Source organism: Citrobacter sp. B72 (assembly GCF_016894305.1).
Lineage (GTDB): Bacteria > Pseudomonadota > Gammaproteobacteria > Enterobacterales > Enterobacteriaceae > Citrobacter > Citrobacter portucalensis.
Genome location: NZ_CP069801.1, coordinates 3,048,210 through 3,072,932, shown reverse-complemented (window position 1 = coordinate 3,072,932; position 24,723 = coordinate 3,048,210). Strand labels below are relative to the sequence as shown.

Sequence of the window (24,723 nt, the reverse complement as noted above, 5' to 3'; positions counted from 1 at the left end):
CTTTTTGCTTTTGAGAAAGATTTAAAACAGGGTGTCGTGAATGTCGGTGGTGCCGAAGCGCATTACATGCTCTATATTTGGCAAGTAAACTGAATAACGTAAGCAGCCATCATATTTTCCAGCCCAGCCTGAGTGAGCTATGGTAATCCCTGATATCACTTGAAATGACTGGTGTAGAAACTTCTTCAAAAACAAAGCCCTCCACATTTAGGTGTGAGGGCTTGTAATCGTTAATTGTTAAATTTACCTAAGTAGACGATAGCGGTGTTATCTGAGATGAATAATGAATAATATTCATTAGATGATACAGGTTTAATTCCTTTGTTAATCATATCTGCAAATTGATTTTTGCTGTCATTCACATCAGTATAACCATGTCGTGTTTGTGTTAATCCTTTATTGATCAATTGAAAGGACGCTAAGAATTCAGTGGCTGGGAAAACGAAGTAACCTATGAGCGGTTTGCTCTCTACTATTAGCTTTGCTCTTTCATTTATATTTAATTGACCGACAGTACCAATAGATACGATGTTTTTATGATTGGCAATATCTTGCGCAATCATGTTAAAAACAAAATCTTCGTATTCTTGTTGTGATTTCATTGTGTTGCTTAGTTGAGCACTAAAAGCAAGTGAAGCAATAACCGGTATCAATGCTGCATATTTAAAGCGTGGAGCAAAATGCATAATGGGTATAGCAATTATAACCAATATGACTGAAAATGATACTAAGGTACGGGGGAGTACCGGTGCATCCTGAAGTAATATAGTTGGCCCCATAAGAGATATAATGAATATTAAAAAAGACAATCCACTATACAAAATAAAGGATACTATACTCCCTATGTTTGTGCGATAAGAAATGAGCATAAACACCAGGCTAATTAGTATCGGAATAGCAAAGTAAATGTAAACAGGGTGGTAAAAATATGAAAGGGTTATTGCTTTTAAAGAGGTTAATGTTCCGATTAGGTGCTCAAATCCTCCCTTATCCAAAGATATTAACTCTGAGCGCGAGTTGTGTTTTGGAGAGAAGAAAATCATGTAGATAAGATAAAATGAGATAAATAAAATTGTTTTTTTAAATAAAAATATTACCGATTCTTTGATATGTGTCTGTTTTTTTATTGCGATAATTATTACGTCAACAGCCAGCAAACCGATGAAAATATTTGCACACGGTTGATACAATGTTAAGGATAATACACCCGCTATCAACTTTATTGCTATCTCTAGTGTCAAGTTTTTATTTTGGTATGTATATGCCACTACAGCCACGAAAAAGGAAATAGACATTCCCAGGCTATCGTATCTATAAGCGATATTTTGCAGGATAAATGGGTTGAATATTAAAAGTGCGGCAACTATTTTAGCGTTAGGCACATCTGATTTAATCAAATGTTTACTAAGTGCAAGTGAAGATGCTCCTAAGAGAATGCAGGACGCGATCATGGTATAAGGAAATAAATCTAGATTGTAGTGGCCACTTGCAGAAAAAATTCTTGCTATAACATCCGCAAAAGGTCGACCTAAACCTCGCCAGCCGTAGTTTCCAGTGATCGATCTGTCTAAATCATCTCTATAATATATTCCAGCTTGAATTAGAGGGTAAATAAATAGGAGAGCCAGTCCTGAATAAATAAAAAATAATTTTTTATCGAATTTAGAAAACATGTTAAATCCCATCTTGTTTTTTAACTATGTAGCGCGGTCTTTGTTTGGTTTCAATATATATTCTACCTATGTACTCCCCGAGTACACCGATTCCAATTAACTGAATACCGCCCAGGAAAAGAATTGAAACAATAATAGATGGATATCCCGCTACCGGATTGCCCCAAAATATTTTGTCTATAATCATCCATGCGCCGAATAAGAAGGATAAAGTGGCGACAAAAAAACCAATGTAAGTCCAAATTCGGAGTGGGAACGTTGAAAAGCTGGTAATACCTTCGAGTGCGAGATTCCACAATTTCCAGCCATTAAACTTTGATTTACCGGCTATGCGGCCTGCTCGAGTGTACTCCACTACGTCAGTACGACCTCCCACCCAGCTAAGAACACCCTTCATAAAGAGATTACGTTCCGGCATGAGTTTGATATTTTCTACGACATCGCGGGACATGAGTCTGAAGTCACCAACGTTCTCTTCGATCTTCGGGTCGCTTATTTTATTGTGCAATTTATAGAACCATTCAGCGGTTTTTCGCTTAAGTTTGCCATCTGTAGAACGGTCCGCACGCTTTGCCAGTACAATATCTGCACCCGATAACCATTTATTTATCATCAATGGAATTGTTTCAATTGGATCCTGTAGGTCGACATCGATTGGGATAACGGCTTCGCCAGTGGAACATTCCAGGCCTGCAAATATGGCGGCTTCTTTTCCAAAATTACGTGTGAATGAAACGGGAACAACGAGCGAATCAGATAAGGCAAGGGCATTAATAATTGATTCTGTAGCATCTTTGCTACCGTCGTTGATAAACACAATTTCAACATCGTACTTTTTTAGTTCTTCGTATCCTCGCACCGTCTTGTAGAAAATAGGTATTGTATCTTCTTCATTGAAGACTGGCACTATCAGAGAAATTTTCATTTCGGATCCCTAAAAACAACAAATTTAGAGTATACAAACCCACATACTAAGCTGATTGAGGAGAACTCAATCAGCGTTATGAGTGGGGAAATGCTAAAGCGATCGGAAATCTGACCGGAGATGAAACTCAACAACCCCATAAAACCAACAAACAGTATGTATCCTCTGCTGGTGGCTTTTGCATTGAAGGTGAATTTTGCGTTAGCAAAAAATGAAAATGTTACTGCGCATAAGAATGCCACTACATTGCTCACAGCTTGGTCATTTTTCATGATGTACACCATGATGCCGAACACGGCCCAATGCAATGCCGTGTTTACGATTCCGACGGAAATGTAGCGAGAAAGTAGTTTTATCATGATTAAAAACGCTTAACAGGAAGGAAGGGAGTTTAACATTGATGTAAAACCAGATCGACATGTTGACGCCAGTCAGCGCAGTAAGCAGAGTCATTTGGTGATGATAAAGGGGCTGTAAATGCCACAGCCACGTCATCTGTAAGAATAGGTTGCCGAAAGCCCCCCGCTTTTTGCTTTATACTTTTGGCGCAAGTCAGCTGATATAAGGAGATTATGATGATAAAAGTTGGCACCTTGCTGGCGCTAAGCATTCTGTCATTGTCGGCGTACGCAGCAACGACTGGGCTAAACAGTCCAGTGCCGGGCGTATTGTGCGATAAAACCATCTGTGCCGATGAACACGGTTTGTCGGTGGCGTTGACCACGAAATATCTTGGCAAGCAGCAGGGCGAAAAACTGGCAGCTGCCGGACAGTTCGATACCTCGGCTTTTACATTCCGCGGTGGCCTGTTTTGTGACACCAACGAACGTTTGTGTCGGGATGACCGCTATTTCGGCACCGACGGTAAGCGCAGCGGTAAAATAAACACCCATTACACCGCGTTATTGTTCGGAAAGGTCGACAAGCCCTGACAATCTCTGACGTGTCCCCAGCCTGTATTGCGGGGGCACTACAACACTAACTCTCAAAAATGAGAGGCCGATCCTCTGAGCAGGACTTTTGTCCTCAATCACCTCACAAACGTCTGGTTACAATCCCTGCATATCTTCAATACCCATAATTCAGGAATTGTTATGACTGCACATATTAATGCCAGGCCAGGTGATTTCGCGCCAACCGTTATTATGCCGGGCGATCCGCTCCGCGCTAAATTTATTGCCGAAAATTATCTAATGGATTACCGCGAAGTCACCAATGTACGTAATATGCTGGGTTATACCGGTTTATATTTTGGGCAACCTGTTTCGGTGATGGGACATGGAATGGGCATTCCTTCAATGACGCTTTATGCCCATGAACTGGTACATGATTTTGGTGTGCAAAGAATTATTCGCGTCGGCAGTTTAGGGGCAACACAACATCATGTCAAAATGCGCGATATTATCCTGGCCGTCGCCGCCGGAACGGATTCAGTCACAAATTTAAAACGTAGCGCAGGCTATGCGATGGCAACATCCGCCTATTTCCCATTATTGCAGCAGGCGTGGACGCTGGCACAGAAGGCCGGTATCGATATTAAAGTCGGCAATGTTTTCAGCGGCGATCTTTATTACGATCCTGACGAAAATTTAATACCGGCATTGGAAAAGTTCGGTGTGCTGGGTGTAGATATGGAAGTAGCAGGCTTATACGCTTTAGCGCATCAGTTTAATATTGAAGCGCTGGCTATTTTAACTGTCTCCGATCATTGCCTGACCGGAGAAGAAACAACCGCAGAAGAACGACAATTGACCTTTAACAACATGATTGAGCTGGCGCTAAATACTGCTGTTACCGCTTAGTTCCGGCTTTTAATTGAACCAATCAGAGATGGCATTATATGAAGAATAAAATAGCACTTACGCTGATTAGTTTTCTGGCAAATTTTATTATGGCAGGGTTTGCCAGTCAGTTCGGTATGCTAATCGAACCGATTGCAGTACGCTACGGTGCCGATGTGAATACCGTTGCTTCGATATTTTCGTTGCTCAATGGTGGAGCATTAGCCGGCACTATCGCCGCCTTTTTCCTGATTGAGAAAATCGGTGTGAAGCGTATGACGCTCATTATCTATTCGATAGTGTTCCTTTGCGCTCTGGTAATGCATTTAAGCCCTGGCTTATGGCCTGTGATGGTCGCCATGACCCTGGTGGGTTTGTGCGGTGGGATCGGTCTGTGCGTGGCGGGAACGATTGTGGTATCGGTCTGGCAGGATCGTATTCAAAGTACGATGCTGGTGGTGCAGGACGCCACTTTCAACGTTGCGGGCGTGGTTTTTCCGCTGATCACGACCTTCGCCCTGACGCACAATATGTCGTGGAGTTACAGCTATCTGAGCGTGGGTATGGTGGCCTTACTCACGCTGGGCGTTGTAGCGCTCACCCGCTTTACTGCCTGCGAGGCGGCTCCCACGGCAGATCGGACAGACAAGGTAAAATCGGAGTGGAATCCAGGGATCATCAGCGGAGGCATTGGCCTGTTCTTAGGTATGCTGGCGCTGTACACCTTCCTGACCTGGGCACCATTATTTGTGAAGAACAAATTTGGCATTCCCTTTGAAGAAGCAGGTAATATTATTACGCAATACTGGGGCGCTGCGCTGGTCGGAGCATTAGTATCAACCGTCATTGTTTCTCGGGTGAAGATACATTATTTCCTGCTAAGTATTATTCTGCTGGCTAGCATTATTACTACAATTATCGTCACGAAGGATAATATCTCAGGACTTGATTATCTGGCCTACAGTTACGGGTTTGTCTGTGCTGCGCTGTATAACTCATTTATTGCCTACGGTGTTTCTTTCGTGAAGCGCGCGAGCAGTCAGAACGTTTCTTATATTTTAATTAGCGGCAGTGCCGGGGCAATGTTTAGTCCGGCGATCAGCGCGCTCATGGAAAAAACAATGGGATTACAGAAAATTATGTACGCAATACCGGTGTTGTATTTAATTATCTTTGTCATGTTAATGGTGACATTAAAACTCAAACGTAATTAAAAGCACTAATAACACTTACCTCTTTAATTAAATAGCCAGTCGCCACACTATTTATATGGTGGGGCGATACTCAACCTTACTCAAAGGAATTGAAAAATGCTGAAAAAGAATAAATTAATGATTAAAAAAACAATCCTGGGTGCAGTAGTGGCAATAAGCTGTATGCAAGCATTCGCGGCTGATTATACCGATGGCAACATCCGTAAAAATGATTTTAACTGGATGCAGATGAACTTAATGCAAAGTGTGGATGCGAAAGTGCCATATGGTATTCGTAATGATACCTATCTGGAACTGGAGTTTGGTGCACGCTCTGGCATTATCGATCTGTACGGTTATGTGGATTTCTTTGATATTTTGGATCGCGAACAGGACGATCGTCATGGGGGGGATAACTTCTTTGCCAAGATATCTCCGCGTTTTTCCCTGGACGCCATTTTTAATAAAGATTTATCCGTTGGGCCGTTTAACGAATTCTATATTGCAACGGTAAATAACATTGGCGACCGGGAATTATTTGAACATTACGTTGGCCTGGGTACAGATGTGAAGGTCCCGTGGTTTGGTCTGGTGGGAATGAACATCTATGCGCACTATGTTCGTGAAAACTACGGTGCGGATAACGAAGGAAAGTGGGATGGCTATATGTTCTCGACTAACTGGTCGACGCCATTCTATACCTTTTCCAACGGCAGTTATCTGAACTATCAGGGGTACTTTGACTACCAGTTCGCCGCGAATAAGATTGCTAATCAACCGTTATACAGCAATAACGCAATTGAATGGTATAACGGTATCTACTGGCATTCAGAGCATTATGCAGTCGGTTATGGCCTGAAGTATTTCCGTAACATGGCATTGATGGAAAACCACGGCGGAGCAGGGCGTACCACCGGGCTCGGTCACTATTTCAGCCTCACCTATAAGTTCTGATTGCGCCGAAATGACACACCAATATTCTGTTAACGAGAGTTGGTGTGTCAGTCAATGATGTCATTGCCGAGAAATTTACGCAGCCCATCCAGATCCTTAATTTCCAGTCCTTGCTTCGTTCGCGTTACCAGCCCGGCATCCGTCAGCGCTTTAACCGCCCGCCGATAGACCCGGTCGGTTGTGCCGAATCGCTCAGCTTCCTGGTATTTTTTATGGAAACCATCCATCGGCTGCTTGTTCTGATGCTGGCGATACAGGTCATACGCCACGTTATGTACGATAGGGTAGAGCATCCGGTGCAGGAAGATTTCCAGCATATCCTGATAATCAATCGCCATTGCACTGGCAAAAAATATTGCCAGTCTGGGGTGCTGATTCAGCGCTTCTTCCAGACGGTCACAGCTGCACACCGCTACGGTCAGTGGTTCTTCCGCGACGATATCAAGCTGGCAGCGATACCCGGTAAAAAACTCCATTTCACCAAACAGCTGCTCGTCGCATTCCATGGCGCCCAACTGGAATCGGCGGCCATTCTCCGCGCTATAACGCAGCGAAATTCTTCCGGATTGCACCATGATCAGTCGATCGACAACCTGTCCCTGGCGGTATAGATACTCATCTTCCTGGATAATCTGCGTTTCAGAGAGCAGTTCCTGAAATATCTTCTCAATCAAGGCATCATCCTGCTGCCAGATGTTGTGAAAACGACCTTTCGTGAGGGGTTTAAGCTGCATGACTCAACGTCTTATTGTTTGAGATAATTCTTATCTCAGAATGTATGCCATCTGCTGGGCAATGTCATTAAGAGCGCGGGGCGGATAATAAAAGGACCAGCACCATGCTGGTCCTGACACACTACGGATGGCTGATAAAGCGAGACAGGCGCTGGCGCAGCAGGCGGTTTTCCTGGCGTAACTGAGCGTTCTCCTCCAGCAACGTCAGCGCAACGGCAATCCCTGGCCAGTCAAGTTCCAGCTCCTGACGCAGGCGCACCGCGCGACGCATGACTGTCAGCGCATGATCGTCAAACGTCTCGTCTTCATGGGGTTCTATCACCCCTAAGCCGACAATCTCATGCAGTTCTTCTTCTGACACACCGGTGTACAGACAAAATTCGGTAATGGTAAAAGTGACGGTAACGTTAGCCATTATGCTTTCCCCCACTCTTTGCGCGGATCAAAGGCCTTTTGTGCATCCGCCAGTTGTTGCCACAGGGCGGCACTGGCGTCGTCAGGTTTCGGTGGCATGACGATCTTTATCACCGCATACAAATCGCCGGTATGTTTTTTACTTACCAGACCCTTGCCCTTAATGCGTAGCCGCTGACCGGCCTGACTGCCTGCAGGAATGGTCAGCAGGATGCTCTCTTTCAGCGTCGGAACGGTTACTTTCGCACCCAGCGCAGCTTCCCATGGCGCGAGGGGAACGACAACTTCCAGATCCTGATTAACGATATCGAACAGCGGATGCGGTGCAATATGAATCACCAGCCACAAATCACCGTTCGGCCCACCGTTTTCGCCGGGGGTGCCCTGGCCTTTCAGACGGATACGCTGACCGTTACCGACGCCAGCCGGAATTTTCACATTCAGCGTTTTAGGAATTTCTCGTTCTACCATGCCAAACGCATTATAGACTGGCAGGTTGTAACTGATAGTGCGGCTATGTTCAGTAAGCGTTTCTTCGAGGAATACGGCAACTTCAATTTCGATATCGTGCCCGCGGCTGGCAGGGCGCTGGCGCGACTGGTGCGCACGCTGGCCAAAAATGGAGGAGAAGATATCGTCGAAATCTTCGGCGCTGTAGCTTTGATTCTCTCCTTGCTGGAATTGACGGCTGAACTGTGGGTCGTTGCGGTGCTGCCACAGCTGGTCGTACTCGGCGCGTCGCTGCTCATCACTCAATACTTCCCAGGCTTCTGCAACCTCTTTAAACCGGGCCTCCGCGTCAGTCTCTTTGCTGACATCTGGATGATATTTACGGGCGAGTCGACGATAGGCGGTCTTGATTGTCTTGAGATCGTCTGTCGGTTTCACGCCCATAATGGCGTAATAATCCTTTAATTCCATAGCGTTCTCTCGTGTAAATCAACACTTGCAGAAGGTGAAACCTGACAACAGGTATCACCGCTACTTTTAGGGTAATCCTGATAACGGCGTATGCCAACCGGGAAGGGAGGATATTGCGATAAACGATGCAGGCATTGCACCACCAACAGCGCAGTTGAGGTTACGTCATCTGTTGTGTGGTGCGAAAAATGAGATTAGCTAAACATCAGGATTTGCTTATCAGGAAGCGGACCGTATCAGCATAGTTTTGCACGAATGCATTAAGGTCATCTGACTTCAGTCCTTTTGGATTGATCATATATTTTCCGTTGATAAAAATGGCGGGCACACCGGTTAAATCAACTGCCTTCGCCATTTCTTGCTGCTTAGCGGTCAGTGATTTCACGGCAAAGCTATTCCATGCCGCATCATAATCACTGGCGCTGACGCCCGCGCTGATAAATACGTTACGAATATCCTCCGCTGTTTTAACGGTTTGTTTTTTCTGAACGGCATCAAAAAGCAACGGCTTAACTTTATCTTGTACGTTCAACAGCATGGCGACGGACCAGGCGTGGGTCATGTCTTGCCCCAGCGGACCTAAAAAGTCGACGTGGTATTCGGTGAGTTTGACATCTGCAGGCAATACTTTTTTCACGTTATCAGTGATTTCAAAAACTTCATCGTACTGATAACAGGAAGGGCAATAGAATGAGAAAAACTTCAGTGCGGCTGGAGCGGAAGCGACAGGTTTTTCCAGTGAGATATACTCTTTGCCGTCGGTAAATGATGCTGCCTGAGCGCTAACTGTAAAAAGTAACCCAATCAGGGGTAATAAATATCTTTTCATTTCCATATACTCTAAATAACATTTAATAAACAAATTATCTGCTAATGAATACGTTATTCATTGCGTCTGAATATAATAAGGTAATTCTCTGGAAATGCGCTGACCCTTACTTTCATTTACGCATCAGTACGTGGTGGGCATTATTTGTGTACTGTCATGGAAATATCTACATGCACTCTTCGTAAATAGTGAATGATAACTTGCGTGATATTTTCAGGCGTACTTTTAGCAATGTTATAGTGTAATAAAAAAAGACGAAAATATGATTAATTATCATTTCGTTTTTAAAGCGTGAATTGCAGGTTGTTGCGTTAAGTTCTGCAAATAACTCCGTAGATTTTCTTTTTCTTGTCGCGCGTGAATGTATAGGGTAAGTGTCAGAGATGAGCAACCCAAATGGATATCGCTATGATCGACCACCTGGATCACCTGGTACTAACCACCAATCATGAAGAGGCTTGCGTTCGTTTCTATGTCGAGCTTTTAGGCATGAGGCTGGAAACCTTCGCGCAAGGTCGGAAAGCCTTTGTCTTTGGCAATCAGAAAATCAATCTCCACATTCGGGGAAAAGAGTTTGAACCCAAAGCCTACGCGCCAACGCCGGGGGCGCTGGATTTATGTTTTATCACCACGCGTACGCTGGAAGAGGTGATGGAGACGTTTCAAACCCACGGGGTCGAGATTATTGAAGGGCCCGTTGCACGTACCGGTGCGACAGGACCTATTCGCTCGGTGTATGTCAGGGATCCCGATCTCAATCTGATTGAAATCGCGGTATATCCAGCAGATGGCAGGACATAACTTTACAGCGTAAAGGTTGCCAAAACCTGGCGAGTGGTTAAGATAACTCGCATCAATGAGTGAGGGTATAATGGCGAAACGTCAACGGATGGGATGGTGGTTCCTCTGTCTGGCATGTGTTGTGGTGATGGTTTGCACCGCACAACGCATGGCGGGCCTGCACGCGTTGCAGATGGACACCGCCGTTACAAGCGTTGTCGCCAGCGCACAAGTGCAGACCGATGAGGCCTCACCCGTTACCCCTTGTGAACTGAGTGCGAAATCATTACTGGCTGCGCCACCAGTACTGTTTGAAGGTGCTATTCTGGTGCTGTGCCTGCTGCTGTCGTTGCTGGCGCCAGTGCGGGCGTTTCGTCTACCTTTTTTCCCACCGCGAGCCATCTCGCCGCCCACTCTCCGGGTGCATCTCCGATTTTGCGTCTTCCGTGAATGACAGAACAGCCGTTGCTGACTGTTAGATAATTATTCACGGAGAAAAACTATGATGACTGTTTTCAGGCAGGCACTGCTCTGTCTGTTATTGCTATGGCTGCCCGTATCCTGGGCGGCTGAACCCGGCTGGCTGCGTTCACCCGATAACGATCACGCCAGCGTGCGGTTACGCGCTGATACGTCCGCTGGCGGTGAAACCCGTCTGCTGCTGGATGTCAAACTGGAGGACGGCTGGAAAACCTACTGGCGTTCTCCGGGCGAGGGGGGCGTTGCGCCTGCTATCGCCTGGAAAGGGGAAATGCCCGCGGTCGACTGGTTCTGGCCAACCCTTGCTCGTTTTGAGGTCGCCAATATCACTACCCAAGGGTATCACGATAAGGTGACGTTCCCGATGGTGGTGCGCGGTAGAGCGCCCGCCACGCTTAGCGGCGTTTTGACGCTATCCACCTGTAGCAACGTTTGCCTGTTGACGGATTTTCCTTTTTCCGTGATGCCCACAGCCCAGGACCCGACTTTTGCACATGACTATGCTCAGGCGATGGGACAGATCCCACTTGCCAGCGGCCTGACCGATGCTCTGAGCGCTGGCGCACGGGCGGGAGAGTTAGTCGTCGAGGCTCGCCGTGCGGGAGGCTGGACTGAACCAGGGCTGTATCTGGATGCTGTTGATGATGCGGATTTTGGCATGCCGCAAATTCATGTTGCGGGGGAGACGTTACGCGCTACGGTACCTGTACATGACAGTTGGGGAGAAGGCGCGCCGGATCTGCGTGGTAAGTCAGTCACGCTGGTGCTGGCCGATAACGGTGTTGCCCAGGAGAGTCGTCTTGCGATTGGCGAAGCCCCGGTTGTTGAGAACGCCTCACTCCCACTGTGGCAAGTGGTGCTCATGGCACTGCTGGGTGGTTTGATCCTCAATCTGATGCCTTGTGTGTTACCGGTTCTGGGCATGAAGCTGGGATCTATTTTGCTGGTCGAGGAAAAAAGTCGTCGCCAGATCCGTCGTCAGTTCCTCGCATCGGTAGCCGGAATACTGGTCTCGTTTATGGCTCTGGCGCTATTGATGACGGTGCTGCGTTTAACCAATCAGGCCCTTGGCTGGGGGATCCAGTTTCAGAATCCGTGGTTCATTGGTGTCATGGTGCTAGTGATGCTGACGTTCAGCGCCAGCCTGTTCGGGTGGTTTGAATTCCGACTCCCTTCTGCGATGACCACCACGCTGGCGACTCACGGCGGCAACGGACTGTCGGGACATTTCTGGCAAGGTGCATTTGCGACACTGCTTGCCACGCCGTGCAGTGCCCCGTTTCTGGGAACGGCGGTGGCGGTAGCATTGACCGCTTCGCTGCCGACGTTGTGGGGATTGTTTATCGCACTTGGGCTGGGGATGAGCTTACCGTGGCTGCTGGTGGCCCTGCGTCCCGGTCTGGCGCTGCGTTTGCCGCGGCCAGGGCGGTGGATGAATATTTTGCGACGTCTGCTTGGCGTGATGATGCTGGGTTCGGCTATCTGGCTTGCGACGTTGCTGCTCCCACACTTAGGGTTTAGCGGACAAAGTAGCGCTAAAGAAAGCGTGAACTGGCAACCGCTAAGCGAGCAGGCGATTGAGGATGCGCTGGCGCAACATAAGCGCGTGTTCATTGACGTCACAGCCGACTGGTGCATCACCTGTAAGGTAAACAAATACAACGTGTTGCATAAAGAAGACGTACAGGCCGCATTGCAACAGCCGGATGTGGTGGCGCTGCGCGGCGACTGGACACTCCCTTCTGAAGCTATTACCGAATTTCTAAAAAAACGCGGCCAGGTTGCTGTGCCGTATAACCAAATTTATGGCCCCGGTCTGCCGGATGGCCAGGCGTTACCCACGTTGTTAACCCGCGATGCGGTACTGCAAACGTTGAATGATGCCAAAGGAGTAACCCCATGAAAATGATGATTGTTCTGCTGTTAACCCTGTTTTCTGCCGTCAGTATCGCGAAAGAGCCTGCGCCGTTTACCCCGGAACAGGAAAAGCAAATTGAAGCATTAATTCAGGAAGCCTTGTTTAACGATCCTAACAGCCCGCGGATTGGCGCGAAGCAGGCGAAACTGACCCTGATAAACTTCACCGATTACAACTGCCCATACTGCAAGCAGTTGGATCCAATGCTGGAAAAAATTGTGCAGAAATATCCTGACGTGGCGGTGGTGATTAAACCGCTGCCGTTTAAAGGTGAAAGTTCGGAACTGGCGGCGCGGACTGTGCTGACGACATGGCATGAGCATCCGCAACAGTCCCTGGCATTACATGAAAAATTGATGCAGAAGAAGGGCTACCATACCGACGTCAGTATCAAACAGGCGCAGGAAAAAGCGGGGGCCAGTCCGGTGACGCTGGACGCCCAAAGTGCTGAAACGCTGAGCACTAACCTGCAACTGGCGCGACTGGTGGGGGTGCAGGGAACCCCGGCAACGATTATTGGTGATGAACTTATTCCCGGCGCGGTGCCGTGGGAAACCCTTGAGGAAGTGGTAAAAGAAAAACTGGCGGCGGCCAATGCTCAGTAAACTGCGCCGCTGGTTGCGCGAAGGGCTGATCTTACTGGCGCTGTTGGCGGGGGCAATGCTGCTGATGGATGCCTGGCGCGCGCCGCAGCTCCCTGCCTCCTTTGACAGCACGCCTTTACAAACACTGGATGGTGAAACCGTCACGCTGGCGGCGCTCAGCAAAGACGAGCCGGTGTTGCTTTATTTCTGGGCTAGCTGGTGCGGCGTATGCCGCTTCACGACGCCGGAAGTCGCCAGGCTGCGTTCGGAAGGGGAAAATGTGATGACCATTGCGTTACGTTCCGGAAATGAAGCTGAGGTATCTCGCTGGCTGTCGCGTAAAGGCGTGGACTTTCCGGTCATCAATGATGCGAACGGGGCCATTTCCCGCAGTTGGGCAATCAGCGTCACGCCCACGCTGGTGGTGATGTCACAAGGTCGGGTAGTATCAACCACCAGCGGCTGGACCAGCTACTGGGGCATGAAACTTCGGTTGTGGTGGGCGAAAACGTTCTGATAAATGTGCCGGGGAAACCCGGCATTTTTTATGGCGTCGCCCTCCCCAGGAAGGCATATTTCGTTGCCTGACGAAGCAAACACAGTGATTAACGTCCAGAATCAGTCATCTTCTCTTTTCCAGGAAAGTGCAACATGACGAGTTCTTTAGCGTTTGGACCCGCCCTGGTGGTGATGATTGCCGCCACATTTGTCCTCGCCGGGATGGTGAAAGGCGTTACGGGTATGGGGTTACCTACCGTGGCTATGGGGATCCTCGGATCGCTTATTTCGCCAGTTGCCGCGGCGGCCATGCTGTTATTGCCTTCGCTGATAAGCAATTTGTTCCAGTTTGGCGGTGGTGGAAATACACGCCAATTACTCAAACGACTGTGGCCAATGCTGCTGACAGTAGTGGTGGCGACACTGCTTGCCAGCGCCTGGATTACCGGTGGTGACACCACCCGAACTCAGTTTGCACTCGGCGTAGCGCTGGTGGCCTACGCTATCTGGACGCTGGCGGGAAAGAAAATCGCGGTGGCCCCGCGGCGTGAAAAACCGTACTCCCTCGTTATTGGATTTGTGACCGGCTTATTGACCGGCGGAACCGGGGTGTTTGTGATGCCCGCCGTGCCCTGGATCCAGTCCCTCGGCTTTGAGAAAGATGAACTGGTACAGGCGCTCGGGATCTCTTTTACCTTTTCGACTCTGGCATTGGCGCTGGGTCTGTGGTGGCACAACTCGCTGCCCATACAATCGTTAAGTTTGTCGGCTTTGGCCATTGTTCCTGCGCTGATTGGCCAATGGATAGGTACCCGTGTGCGAAGGGTTATTTCTCCGCTCGTGTTTAAACGCTGTTTTCTGTTTTGTCTGGTCGGGTTGGGTACAGAGATGATGCTACGTGCTGTGTGACCGGTGCGGTGACTTTGCGCGACTTTCATGGCATCGTTAATTCAGAGATTCAGGGCCAATGAGGTCGTTATGGCATCCGTGATGTTACATGAAGAAGAGGGCGATCTGGAGTCGAAAATGGCACTCACTGCGGCAGTGATGGCCGATAAATCGCGCTCACGTATGTTGTGCGCCCTAATGGATGGCTGCGCCTGGACTGCAACTGAGCTCAGCGCGGTGGCGGATATATCCGCGTCGACCGCCAGCGCGCATCTGGCGCGTCTGTGCGAACAACGTTTTGTTGTCGCGTTGGCGCAGGGCAGACATCGTTATTTTCGCCTTGCAGGTTCCGATATCGCTGAACTGCTGGAACGCCTGATGGGCGTTGCGTGGGCGACATCAACGCCCCGCAGAATCACTACACCGCCAGGTTTGCGGCATGCCCGCACCTGCTACGACCATCTCGCCGGAGAGGTCGCGGTGAGGTTGTTCGATACGCTAGTTTCCCGTCAGTGGTTAACGCCGGATGGTGAAACGCTGACTCCTCTTGGCCAGGAAAAGCTGGCACAGATGGGGATTGTCCTGGCGGCTGGCTCATCCCGGCGGAAGTTAACCTGCGGTTGTCTGGACTGGAGCGAACGACGTTATCATCCTGGTGGGGTGCTTGGCGCAACGCTGCTGCGCTGGTTCAGTGAACAGCGATGGATAAAAACCGAACAGGGCAGCCGCCATGTCATCTTCACACCTCTTGGCATTCGTAAACTCGAAACCGAGTTTGGTGTTAAAACGACAGGCTAGATGGTCTGTTTTGCGAAAGCGTTCCCGGAAATATGTCATATTTCTGTCACACTCTGTTGTGATTGATAACAACAAGAGGTCGTAGGGATGAATAAATCGTTAATCGCCACAGCCGTGGCAGGGGCGGTCTTATTGTCAACCGCCGCGCAGGCGCAGACCGCGCCGGAAGGCTATCAGCTTCAGCAAGTATTGATGATGAGTCGGCATAACTTACGCGCACCTTTAGCCAATAATGGCAGCGTTCTTGAACAGTCCACCCCCAAACAATGGCCAGAATGGGATGTCCCCGGTGGGCAACTCACTACCAAGGGCGGTGTGCTGGAAATTTATATGGGCCACTACATGCGAGAGTGGCTGGCAGAGCAGGGGATGGTGAAATCGGGCGAATGCCCGGCACCGAACACGGTCTATACCTATGCTAACAGTCTGCAGCGTACGGTCGCCACGGCGCAGTTCTTTGTTACCGGTGCTTTCCCTGGTTGCGATGTTCCGGTCCATCATCAGGAAAAAATGGGCACCATGGATCCCACCTTTAACCCGGTGATCACCGATGATTCCGCCGCCTTCAGCCAGCAGGCCGTTCAGGCCATGGAGAAAGAGCGCAGCAAAATGCAGCTCAACGATAGCTATCAGTTGCTTGAGCAAATGACCGACTACAAAGACTCTCCGTCCTGCAAAGAAAAACAGCAGTGTTCCCTGACCGATGCCAAAGATACGTTTAGCGCGAAGTACCAGCAGGAGCCAGGCGTTTCGGGGCCGCTGAAGGTGGGAAATTCGTTGGTTGATGCCTTCACGCTGCAATTTTACGAAGGCTTCCCGATGGACAAGGTTGCCTGGGGCGAGATTAAATCGGATCAGCAGTGGAAGGTTCTGTCGAAGCTGAAAAACGGCTATCAGGATAGCCTGTTCACCTCCCCGGAAGTGGCGCAGAACGTCGCCAAACCACTGGTGAAATATATTGATAATGCGCTGGTTACTGAACGCGCGAAAGCACCGAAAATAACCGTGCTGGTGGGGCATGATTCAAATATCGCTTCGCTGCTCACCGCGCTGGATTTTAAACCGTACCAGCTTCACGATCAGAACGAGCGTACGCCGATTGGCGGGAAGATTGTCTTCCAGCGCTGGCATGACAGCAATGCAAATCGTGATCTGATGAAAATCGAGTATGTGTATCAGAGCTCGCAGCAGTTGCGTAATGCAGACGTTCTGACGCTGAAATCTCCGGCGCAGCGCGTAACGCTGGAGCTGAAAGGATGTCCGATAGATGCAGATGGTTTTTGCCCGATAGATAAGTTTGATAGCGTGCTGAATGAGGCGGCTAAGTAAAAGAAAACTCCCCCGTGTTCGCGGGGGAGTCAGCGCGCTAGACGTTTTTGCGTTCGATAGTCTGTTCACCCCAAAAGAGCGAATCTTTGTCTGTTTTTTCAAAGGCTTTGATGAGTACCTCATCGCTACCTTCTTCCCAAATTTTTTCCGCCAGTTTCTCGTCATAATGTGCGACTTCAAAAATGGCTTCGGCTATTTCCGGCGATGTATTGCGCAGACTTGCCCATTCGCCGACGCGATGGGCTTTCGCTTCTTGAGTTGGCATTCGAATCCTCCTGTTGAAGATTAGCCGTTGAGTTTTACTGCCAGACCTGCGACATATTCACCCTGATAGCGGGCGATAGATAATTCTTCCTGAGTTGGCTGGCGGGAGCCGTCGCCTCCGGCAATGGTGGTTGCACCGTAAGGGGTACCGCCGCGAACTTGAGAGACATCAAACAGCTCTTGCGCCGCGTAACCGATAGGTACAATCACCATCCCATGGTGGGCAAGCGTAGTCCAGGTTGATGTAATGGTTTGTTCCTGACCGCCGCCGGTTCCCGTTGAGCTGAATACGCTGGCGAGTTTGCCGTACAGGCCGCCAGAGGCCCACAGCCCGCCAGTCTGGTCGAGGAAGGTACGCATCTGACCGGACATATTACCAAAGCGCGTGGGGGTACCAAAAATGATGGCGTCGTAATCAGCCAGTTCTTGCGGGGTTGCGACTGGTGCGTTTTGTGTTTTGCCGCCAGCCTTAAGGAAAATCTCGGGCTGCATGGTCTCTGGTACACGCTTAATAATCACCTCCGCGCCATCTACCTTATTTGCGCCTTCTGCGACTGCGTGGGCCATAGTTTCAATGTGTCCGTACATAGAATAATAAAGCACCAGAACTTTTGCCATTTTACACTACTCCTCGAGTTAACCGTGTCCGTAGCGATTCGCTACCTACCTTTAAAGATATGACGTACTGTCAGGAGTGCAAATTTCACAATCACTTCTTTGATTTATAACAATTTTTATAACAACCTGCTTTGTAGCAAAATGATACATATTTAACCGGGTAGAATTCGGTAGTCATAAGAAAGACTTATTGATTTCTTATGGTGATTATTTCTTTGTCACTCCTGATCCTGTTGCAGGATATTACAGTTAGCGTCTGCCCTGGCCACACTTCACTATGCTTATTCCCACGCAGTTATTTTCAGGGCCTCGCCCGTAACGCTGCGTGAGGTATCACTCCTCAGTACCTATGCAATATGATGTCTAATCAATGACGGAGGTCAGTAATGGCAAACCATCGGGGCGGTTCCGGCAACTTTGCGGAAGACCGCGAAAGAGCATCAGAAGCAGGTCGAAAAGGTGGCCAGCACAGCGGGGGCAACTTCAAGAATGACCCGCAACGCGCTTCAGAGGCAGGCAAAAAAGGGGGCAAAAATAGTCACGGCAACAACAAATCGTAATTGTCGGGCTATCTGTCAGATATGTCGTGACGGCTGAGAGTCAGAGACAGACGTTACGTAGCCACCGCCGCCGGGTCTTTCCGGCGGTTTTTTTTGTCTGCAAGGTTGAACTGTAACAAAACGCAACGCAGACTAATGACATTCAGTTAATCGGGTGTCTCATGTCATTACTTTCTCGTTATTCCTTCTCTGTTAAACCTCAGGAAGCGATCCTCATTGTGATCACCATGTTCTGGGGTGGCACGTTTTTGGCGGTGCAATATGCCGTTACCCTGAGCGGCCCTTTTTTCTTTGTCGGTGTGCGTTTTGCCACTGCCGCGCTGGCGGTCGCGCTTTTGTCGTTACACACACTGCATAAGCTGACGTGGCTGGAAGTTAAAGCAGGGGTTGCAATCGGTATCGCAATTGCGCTGGGTTATAGTCTGCAAACCTGGGGGTTACAGTTTATTCCCAGCAGTAAATCGGCGTTTATTACCGCGATGTACGTACCGTTGGTGCCGCTTTTACAATGGTTGTGTCTGGGACGCATGCCAGGTCTGATGCCGTGCGTCGGCATTGTGCTGGCCTTTATCGGATTGATTTTTCTTGCCGGACCGGGAGGCTATTTACTGGCTTTAGGCGAAGGCGAGTGGATCACGCTCGCCGGTGCGGTGGCGATTGCGGCAGAAATTATCCTGATTAGCGCGTGGGCGGGAAAAGTGGATGTACGTCGGGTAACGGTAGTGCAACTGGCAACCGCTTCGATAGTGGCCTTTATGGCGATGGGACCGGCCGGAGAGACCGTACCACCAATGTCTACCGGATTGCTGGTGGTGGCGCTGGGGCTGGGGATTTTTAGCGCGATTATTCAGGTCACCATGAACTGGGCGCAGCGCAGCGTTTCGCCGACGCGCGCGACGGTTATTTATACCGGTGAACCGGTGTGGGCGGGGATCTTTGGCCGTCTGGCGGGTGAACGCTTACCGCTACTTGCATTGCTTGGTGCGGCATTCATTATTGTTGGCGTACTGGTCAGCGAGCTGAAGTTCAAAAAGAAAAAATCGCTTGGACAAGAGGCGCCGCCGGAATCGCTTTAATTTAACCATTCACCGCGTGATTTGGTATGCTGACGCCCTCACAAGAAGGAGAGGGCGCATGGTCCAACGCGCAGAGAAAAAAACAGGTAAGCGCTCGCAGGCCGTCAGTGCAAAACGCCAGGCCATCTTAACCGCGGCATTAAATATCTTCTCCCAATATGGGATCCACGGCACGCGCCTGGAGCAGGTGGCAGAGCAGGCGGGCGTGTCAAAAACCAATCTACTTTATTACTACCCGTCAAAAGAGGTGCTTTATATCGCCGTTTTACGGCAGATCCTCGACATCTGGCTGGCTCCATTGAAAGCTTTTCGCGAAGACTTTGCGCCGCTGGTGGCCATTAAAGAATACATTCGCCTTAAGCTGGAAGTGTCGCGCGATTACCCTCAGGCCTCACGGCTGTTTTGTATGGAGATGCTGGCCGGAGCGCCTTTATTGATGGCAGAACTGGAGGGGGATCTCAAAACGCTAATTGATGAGAAATCCGCGCTGATTGCCGGTTGGATCAAAAGCGGAAAACTGGCTCCGGTCGATCCGCATCATCTGATTTTTATGATTTGGGCTTCAACTCAGCACTACGCCGATTTTGCCCCACAGGTAGAGGCGGTGACGGGCGCAACGCTGCGTGATGAAGCCTTTTTTAACCAAACGGTGGAGAGCGTACAGCGGATGATTATTGAAGGGATCCGCGTGCGTTAACTGGCCGGCGGTAACGGGCAGCTTAAATCGCCTTCTTCACACTGCAAGAGCGAGGCGAGAAACGCTTCGCGCTCGTTGGTCTTATCCGTCAGGCACTGGCTGGAAATCATCGCCTGAACGCTACCGCCTTCAGTGCCAGAACTGATTAACGCACAGTCCGCATCGCGCAAAGTTATCCAGGATACTTGCGCTTTTTTCAGTAAATCGCGCTGGGTTGGGGCGGCGCGCTTCAGCGCATTCTGATAAGTTTCATTAAGTTTGGCGTCGGCCGCTTTATACTGCTCTGCCGCACAGGTGTTCATCTCAATCTGCGTGTTCGCGTTGGCGCAGTCATCCGCCAGCGCCTGGCCGCTCAGCAGCAGCGCTGCACATGTCAGTACGATTCGTTTCATGCTTCCCTCTGGCTTCATAAAAAAAGGCCCCGTTACCGGAGCCTTAATTAACCACAACCTTAGCCGATTGTCATCAGGCTGGCGTTCCCCCCAGCTGCGGCGGTATTGACGCTCAGGGAGCGCTCAATATACAACCTTTCCAGCAGGATATTGCTTTCGCCGCGGGCAAAGCCCTGGACCGACACAATCGCCCCTTCGCGGGCCGCCACCGCTTCACACAGTGCGCGAAGCTGATCGGAATCACCGTGGAATATAACCGCATCAAACGGCTGTGTAGTGATGTTGTCCGCTTTGGCAAACTGGATGCGCCCGGAAACTACTGCTGGCAGGCGTTTTGCTAGGTCGCGATGGAATGTATCATCTGGCCACAGGATTAAGCTACCAACGGAAGTTACAGCGGCAACCTGTACCAGCGCATCCTGTTCATCATCGGCGATACACAGCACGCGTTCGCGCGGCAACAGCGTCCAGGTATTGCGCTCGCCGGTGGGTCCTGGCAGCAGGCGTTGCGTTCCGGCCTGCGCCAGTTCACCAAACTGCTGGCAGAGCGCACGCAGTGCTGGACGATCGGTTGCCCATTCGCTAAGCGCTTGCAGCGGCTGAACGAGCGCCGTTTTAAGCTGTGCATCGACAGGGTATTCGGCATCCTGACGGGCAAGCGTAATGCCTAACGCATTTTCCGGACGGTTTGCCAGCAGGCGGTACAGATACAGCGGTCCACCCGCTTTTGGCCCGGTTCCTGACAAGCCTTCACCACCGAATGGCTGCACTCCGACGACGGCGCCGACCATATTGCGGTTAACATACAGGTTCCCCACATGTGCCGAACCCGTGACCTGGGCGATGGTTTCATCGATACGGGTGTGCACGCCCAGCGTCAGGCCATAGCCGGAGGCATTAATTTGCTCAATCAGACTGCCCAGATTGTTGCGGGTGTAACGCACAACGTGCAGTACCGGACCGAACACCTCTTTTTGCAATTCGTCGAAGCTTTCCAGCTCGATAAGCGTCGGCGCGATAAAGGTACCGGTTTGCCATTCACGCGCATCGTCGCTGTTTTCGCGCACGGCCTGGAACACCGGACGCCCTTTGGCGCGCATGGCCTGAATATGGCGCTCAATATTGGCTTTGGCTTCTTCATCGATTACCGGTCCAATATCGGTGGTCAGGCGGCCCGGGTTACCCATGCGGCATTCCGCCATCGCGCCACGCAGCATTTTCAGCGTATGGTCGGCGACATCGTCCTGCAGACACAGGACGCGAAGCGCGGAGCAGCGCTGTCCGGCGCTGTCAAAGGCAGAAGCCAGAACATCGACCACAACCTGTTCCGTTAACGCAGAAGAGTCGACGATCATGGCGTTCATCCCGCCGGTTTCGGCGATAAGCGGGATTGGACGCCCCTGAGCATCCAGGCGGGTCGCGATATTACGTTGCAACAGCGTGGCGACTTCCGTTGAGCCAGTAAACATGACGCCGCGTACGCGCTCATCGGAAGTGAGCTGTGCCCCGACCGTTTCACCTTGACCAGGCAACAGTTGCACCACGCCTGGCGGCACACCTGCTTCGAGTAAAATGGCAATACCCTGGGCGGCAATCAGCGGAGTTTGTTCCGCGGGTTTTGCCAACACGCTGTTGCCCGCCGCCAGCGCAGCGGCAATCTGCCCGGTGAAAATGGCCAGCGGGAAGTTCCAGGGGCTGATACAGACCACCGGCCCTAACGGACGATGGGTTTCATTATCGAAGTCATCGCGGACCTGACCGGCATAATAGTGCAGGAAGTCTACCGCTTCGCGCACTTCCGCAATGGCGTTGCTGAAGGTTTTGCCCGCTTCGCGCACCAGAATGCCAATTAACTGCTGCATCTGGCCTTCCATCAGAACGGCGGCGCGATGCAAAATAGCGGCGCGCTCTTGTGGCGGTGTGGCGAACCAGATCGGCGCGTTATTTACCGCGTTCTGCAGTGCCTGTTCCACTTCGCTGTGGGTTGCTTCACGCACGTAACCGACAATGTCTTTCGGTTCGGCCGGGTTGACGACTGGGGTCATTTCACCGTCAGCAACCGGATGTTCGAGCATCGGTTTAGCGTGCCATTTTTGCAGCGCGCTGTTGAGCAGGGCGGAGGACAGTGAGGCCAGACGATGTTCGTTCGCTAAATCCAGTCCGCCTGAGTTTTCGCGGCCTTTACCGTACAGGTCACGCGGCAGGGCAATCTTCGGATGTGGCAGACCAGCCTGGCCTTCCTGCTGCGCCAGTTTTTCAACGGCTTCGACCGGATCGGCTACCAGTTCATCCAGCGGCAGGGTAGTGTCTGCAATGCGGTTGACGAACGAGGTGTTGGCACCGTTTTCCAGCAGACGACGCACCAGGTATGCCAGCAGGGTTTCGTGTGTACCTACCGGCGCATAAATACGGCATGGACGGTTCAGCTTGCCATCGGCAACTTTACCGGTGACCTGCTCATACAGCGGTTCGCCCATACCGTGCAGGCACTGGAACTCGTACTGGCCTGGATAATAGTTTTGACCGGCCAACTGATAAATCGCCGCCAGCGTATGGGCGTTGTGGGTGGCGAACTGCGGGTAGATCAGATTCGGTACCGCAAGCAGTTTTTTCGCACAGGCCAGATAGGAAACGTCGGTGTAGACCTTACGGGTATAGACCGGATAACCTTCCAGGCCATCCATCTGGGCACGTTTGATTTCGCTATCCCAGTAGGCGCCCTTAACCAGACGGATCATCAGGCGACGACGGCTGCGCGTGGCGAGATCAATCAGGTAGTCGATAACATACGGGCAGCGCTTCTGGTAGGCCTGAATAACAAAGCCGATACCGTTCCAGCCCGCCAGTTCAGGTTCAAAGCACAGTTTTTCCAGCAGATCGAGGGAGATCTCCAGTCGATCGGCCTCTTCAGCATCGATATTGATACCGATGTCGTACTGGCGGGCCAGCAGAGTAAGCGACTTCAGACGCGGATAGAGTTCATCCATCACGCGGTCATACTGCGCGCGGCTATAACGCGGATGCAGCGCCGACAGCTTGATAGAAATGCCCGGCCCTTCATAGATGCCGCGACCATTTGAGGCTTTACCAATGGCGTGGATTGCCTGTTGGTACGAAACCATATAAGCCTGGGCATCGGCGGCAGTCAGAGCTGCTTCGCCCAGCATGTCGTAAGAGTAGCGGAAACCTTTTTCTTCCAGTTTACGGGCGTTAGCCAGCGCTTCGGCGATAGTCTCTCCGGTGACGAACTGTTCGCCCATCAGGCGCATCGCCATGTCGACGCCTTTACGCACCAGTGGTTCACCGCTCTTGCCGATAATACGGTTGAGTGAGCGTGAGAGGCTGGCTTCATTATGCGTAGAAACCAGACGACCGGTAAACAACAGCCCCCAGGTCGCCGCGTTGACGAACAGGGACGGGCTGCGTCCAATGTGCGACTGCCAGTTGCCGTTGCTGATTTTGTCGCGGATCAACGCATCGCGGGTTGCCTTATCTGGAATACGCAGCAGGGCTTCGGCCAGGCACATCAGCGCGACCCCTTCCTGCGAAGAAAGTGAGAATTCCTGCAATAAACCCTGTACCATCCCGGCGCGGCCGCTGGCGGTCTTTTGGTTACGCAGTTTGTCAGCCAGATCGTACGCCAGCTTGTGCGCTTGCTCCGCGATGGGTTGCGGCAGACGAGCCTGCTCCATCAGCATCGGCACAGCATCGGTTTCGGCTCGGCGGTACGCGGCGGTGATTGCTGCGCGGGAAACTGACTGCGGCAGGATCTGTTCGGCAAATTCCAGGAAAGGCTGATGCGCTTCATTCTGCGGCGTGGTTGACTCCTCACCCTCATTCGCGGCACCCGCCAGCAGGGCCGGCAGTTCAGGAAGCGCGTCGTCATTTTCCAGTCTTTCGAGATAATTAAAGATGGCTTGCTTGATCAGCCAATGTGGCGTGCGATCGATTCGTGATGCTGCTGTTTTAATACGCTCGCGAGTGGCGTCATCCAGTTTAACCCCCATCGTGGTGGTTCCCATGCCGTTTACTCCTGTTGTACTGAAATACGGGTCTGATAGTTACCGAGAAATATCCACTATGTTGCAACTTTGTGCAACCGTGTTAAATGTGACTTGGTTTGCAAGCTTGGAAATGAATGAGATGTTAATAAATATGAGTCTTATGATGTGGGCTGTAAAAATTACAGAATCTTTTTCTCTGCGGTAGTTAACACTTTTAAAAGGTGCAACCGGAAAAAGTGTGAGAGAGTGCAACCTACAGAAAAATGCTATCTACTCTGGATCAAATTTGATGTAAATGGTGTGTTAAATCGATTGTGAATAACCATCGCTTCCGGCAGGATACGGTCGCCCTGGTCAACATAGATATCTTTGCCACGTTCCGGCAGGGTAATAAAACGGCAAGCCACGGCATT

26 protein-coding genes are annotated in these 24,723 nt (G+C 50.6%); 15 read left to right on the top strand and 11 right to left on the bottom strand.

The annotated features are described in order from the left end of the window. Nucleotides 1–230: 230 nt before the first annotated feature. The 3 genes from JQN59_RS14740 to JQN59_RS14730 are packed head-to-tail and all read right to left on the bottom strand — an operon-like array spanning nt 231 to nt 2,957. Nucleotides 231–1,673 carry a glucosyltransferase domain-containing protein gene (locus tag JQN59_RS14740; protein ID WP_149607835.1) on the bottom strand — a complete coding sequence of 481 codons (1,443 nt, stop codon included), beginning with the start codon at nt 1,671–1,673 and terminating at the stop codon, nt 231–233. Between the two features lies 1 nt (nt 1,674). Beyond that, nucleotides 1,675–2,598, bottom strand: coding sequence for a glycosyltransferase family 2 protein (locus JQN59_RS14735; protein ID WP_048214496.1), 924 nt, complete (start codon nt 2,596–2,598; stop codon nt 1,675–1,677). Beyond that, entirely contained in the window at nt 2,595–2,957 is a 363-nt protein-coding gene (locus JQN59_RS14730) for a GtrA family protein (protein ID WP_149607834.1), read from the bottom strand. The genes JQN59_RS14735 and JQN59_RS14730 overlap by 4 nt, the downstream gene beginning before the upstream one ends. Nucleotides 2,958–3,170: 213 nt before the next feature. Between JQN59_RS14730 and JQN59_RS14725 the strand changes: the two genes are divergently transcribed. From JQN59_RS14725 to JQN59_RS14710, 4 genes are all read left to right on the top strand, one after another. Further along, nucleotides 3,171–3,530 (top strand): YcgJ family protein, encoded by a 360-nt coding sequence (locus tag JQN59_RS14725; RefSeq protein ID WP_149607833.1) that lies wholly within the window; start codon nt 3,171–3,173, stop codon nt 3,528–3,530. A gap of 162 nt (nt 3,531–3,692) precedes the next feature. Then, a complete protein-coding gene (deoD, locus tag JQN59_RS14720; RefSeq protein ID WP_048214493.1) occupies nt 3,693–4,400 on the top strand; it encodes a purine-nucleoside phosphorylase in 708 nt (235 codons plus the stop codon). A gap of 38 nt (nt 4,401–4,438) precedes the next feature. Beyond that, nucleotides 4,439–5,593: an MFS transporter TsgA gene (gene tsgA / locus JQN59_RS14715; RefSeq protein WP_149607832.1), complete on the top strand. Its 1,155-nt coding sequence runs from the start codon at nt 4,439–4,441 to the stop codon at nt 5,591–5,593. 96 nt (nt 5,594–5,689) lie between these two features. After that, nucleotides 5,690–6,526, top strand: coding sequence for a nucleoside-specific channel-forming Tsx family protein (locus tag JQN59_RS14710; RefSeq protein WP_149607831.1), 837 nt, complete (start codon nt 5,690–5,692; stop codon nt 6,524–6,526). 47 nt (nt 6,527–6,573) lie between these two features. Here the strand turns inward: JQN59_RS14710 and JQN59_RS14705 are convergent, their stop codons facing one another. The 4 genes from JQN59_RS14705 to dsbA all read right to left on the bottom strand — a co-directional run bounded on the left by JQN59_RS14705 (nt 6,574) and on the right by dsbA (nt 9,424). Next, nucleotides 6,574–7,260, bottom strand: coding sequence for a Crp/Fnr family transcriptional regulator (locus JQN59_RS14705; RefSeq protein ID WP_003832031.1), 687 nt, complete (start codon nt 7,258–7,260; stop codon nt 6,574–6,576). Between the two features lie 121 nt (nt 7,261–7,381). Next, nucleotides 7,382–7,675: a chaperone modulator CbpM gene (gene cbpM / locus JQN59_RS14700; protein ID WP_003832033.1), complete on the bottom strand. Its 294-nt coding sequence runs from the start codon at nt 7,673–7,675 to the stop codon at nt 7,382–7,384. Further along, nucleotides 7,675–8,595 (bottom strand): curved DNA-binding protein, encoded by a 921-nt coding sequence (gene cbpA / locus JQN59_RS14695; RefSeq protein WP_128317619.1) that lies wholly within the window; start codon nt 8,593–8,595, stop codon nt 7,675–7,677. Before cbpA ends, cbpM begins: the two co-directional genes overlap by 1 nt. A gap of 205 nt (nt 8,596–8,800) precedes the next feature. Next, nucleotides 8,801–9,424 (bottom strand): thiol:disulfide interchange protein DsbA, encoded by a 624-nt coding sequence (gene dsbA, locus JQN59_RS14690; RefSeq protein WP_048227053.1) that lies wholly within the window; start codon nt 9,422–9,424, stop codon nt 8,801–8,803. A 396-nt stretch (nt 9,425–9,820) separates the two neighbouring features. On the opposite strand from dsbA, the gene JQN59_RS14685 reads away from it, so the two are divergent. From JQN59_RS14685 to agp, 8 genes are all read left to right on the top strand, one after another. Then, entirely contained in the window at nt 9,821–10,225 is a 405-nt protein-coding gene (locus tag JQN59_RS14685) for a VOC family protein (RefSeq protein WP_079934909.1), read from the top strand. Nucleotides 10,226–10,295: 70 nt separating this feature from the next. Further along, nucleotides 10,296–10,658, top strand: a complete 363-nt coding sequence (locus JQN59_RS14680) for a hypothetical protein (protein WP_008784315.1) — start codon at nt 10,296–10,298, stop codon at nt 10,656–10,658. A gap of 48 nt (nt 10,659–10,706) precedes the next feature. Then, nucleotides 10,707–12,587 carry a cytochrome c biogenesis protein CcdA gene (locus tag JQN59_RS14675; protein WP_204528084.1) on the top strand — a complete coding sequence of 627 codons (1,881 nt, stop codon included), beginning with the start codon at nt 10,707–10,709 and terminating at the stop codon, nt 12,585–12,587. Continuing rightward, nucleotides 12,584–13,207 carry a DsbA family protein gene (locus tag JQN59_RS14670; protein ID WP_008784317.1) on the top strand — a complete coding sequence of 208 codons (624 nt, stop codon included), beginning with the start codon at nt 12,584–12,586 and terminating at the stop codon, nt 13,205–13,207. The genes JQN59_RS14675 and JQN59_RS14670 overlap by 4 nt, the downstream gene beginning before the upstream one ends. Continuing rightward, complete coding sequence (locus JQN59_RS14665) at nt 13,197–13,703, top strand: protein disulfide oxidoreductase (protein WP_048214488.1); 507 nt, start codon at nt 13,197–13,199, stop codon at nt 13,701–13,703. Before JQN59_RS14670 ends, JQN59_RS14665 begins: the two co-directional genes overlap by 11 nt. 134 nt (nt 13,704–13,837) lie before the next feature. Continuing rightward, a complete protein-coding gene (locus tag JQN59_RS14660; protein WP_149607829.1) occupies nt 13,838–14,593 on the top strand; it encodes a sulfite exporter TauE/SafE family protein in 756 nt (251 codons plus the stop codon). Nucleotides 14,594–14,662: 69 nt separating this feature from the next. Further along, nucleotides 14,663–15,370 (top strand): ArsR/SmtB family transcription factor, encoded by a 708-nt coding sequence (locus tag JQN59_RS14655; protein WP_149607828.1) that lies wholly within the window; start codon nt 14,663–14,665, stop codon nt 15,368–15,370. An 87-nt stretch (nt 15,371–15,457) separates the two neighbouring features. Beyond that, entirely contained in the window at nt 15,458–16,699 is a 1,242-nt protein-coding gene (gene agp / locus JQN59_RS14650) for a bifunctional glucose-1-phosphatase/inositol phosphatase (protein ID WP_128317626.1), read from the top strand. A 37-nt stretch (nt 16,700–16,736) separates the two neighbouring features. Here the strand turns inward: agp and JQN59_RS14645 are convergent, their stop codons facing one another. Next, nucleotides 16,737–16,964 (bottom strand): YccJ family protein, encoded by a 228-nt coding sequence (locus tag JQN59_RS14645; protein ID WP_003036015.1) that lies wholly within the window; start codon nt 16,962–16,964, stop codon nt 16,737–16,739. A gap of 20 nt (nt 16,965–16,984) precedes the next feature. Continuing rightward, nucleotides 16,985–17,581 (bottom strand): NAD(P)H:quinone oxidoreductase, encoded by a 597-nt coding sequence (wrbA, locus tag JQN59_RS14640; protein WP_048227001.1) that lies wholly within the window; start codon nt 17,579–17,581, stop codon nt 16,985–16,987. Nucleotides 17,582–17,967: 386 nt separating this feature from the next. On the opposite strand from wrbA, the gene JQN59_RS14635 reads away from it, so the two are divergent. The 3 genes from JQN59_RS14635 (at nt 17,968) to rutR (ending at nt 19,914) form a co-directional block, all read left to right on the top strand. Continuing rightward, on the top strand, nt 17,968–18,141 hold the full coding sequence (locus JQN59_RS14635) for a general stress protein (protein ID WP_003036022.1): 174 nt from the start codon (nt 17,968–17,970) through the stop codon (nt 18,139–18,141). Between the two features lie 161 nt (nt 18,142–18,302). Beyond that, a complete protein-coding gene (locus JQN59_RS14630; RefSeq protein WP_149607827.1) occupies nt 18,303–19,217 on the top strand; it encodes a DMT family transporter in 915 nt (304 codons plus the stop codon). A gap of 58 nt (nt 19,218–19,275) precedes the next feature. After that, the gene (gene rutR / locus JQN59_RS14625; protein WP_003036026.1) at nt 19,276–19,914 is read left to right on the top strand and encodes an HTH-type transcriptional regulator RutR; all 639 of its coding nucleotides are present in this window, start codon (nt 19,276–19,278) and stop codon (nt 19,912–19,914) included. On the opposite strand, the gene JQN59_RS14620 is transcribed toward rutR, so the two are convergent. Then, nucleotides 19,911–20,306, bottom strand: a complete 396-nt coding sequence (locus JQN59_RS14620; protein ID WP_008784323.1) for a lysozyme inhibitor LprI family protein — start codon at nt 20,304–20,306, stop codon at nt 19,911–19,913. The genes rutR and JQN59_RS14620 overlap by 4 nt on opposite strands. A gap of 59 nt (nt 20,307–20,365) precedes the next feature. Next, nucleotides 20,366–24,328 carry a trifunctional transcriptional regulator/proline dehydrogenase/L-glutamate gamma-semialdehyde dehydrogenase gene (gene putA / locus JQN59_RS14615; protein ID WP_136391706.1) on the bottom strand — a complete coding sequence of 1,321 codons (3,963 nt, stop codon included), beginning with the start codon at nt 24,326–24,328 and terminating at the stop codon, nt 20,366–20,368. Nucleotides 24,329–24,723 lie beyond the last annotated feature (395 nt).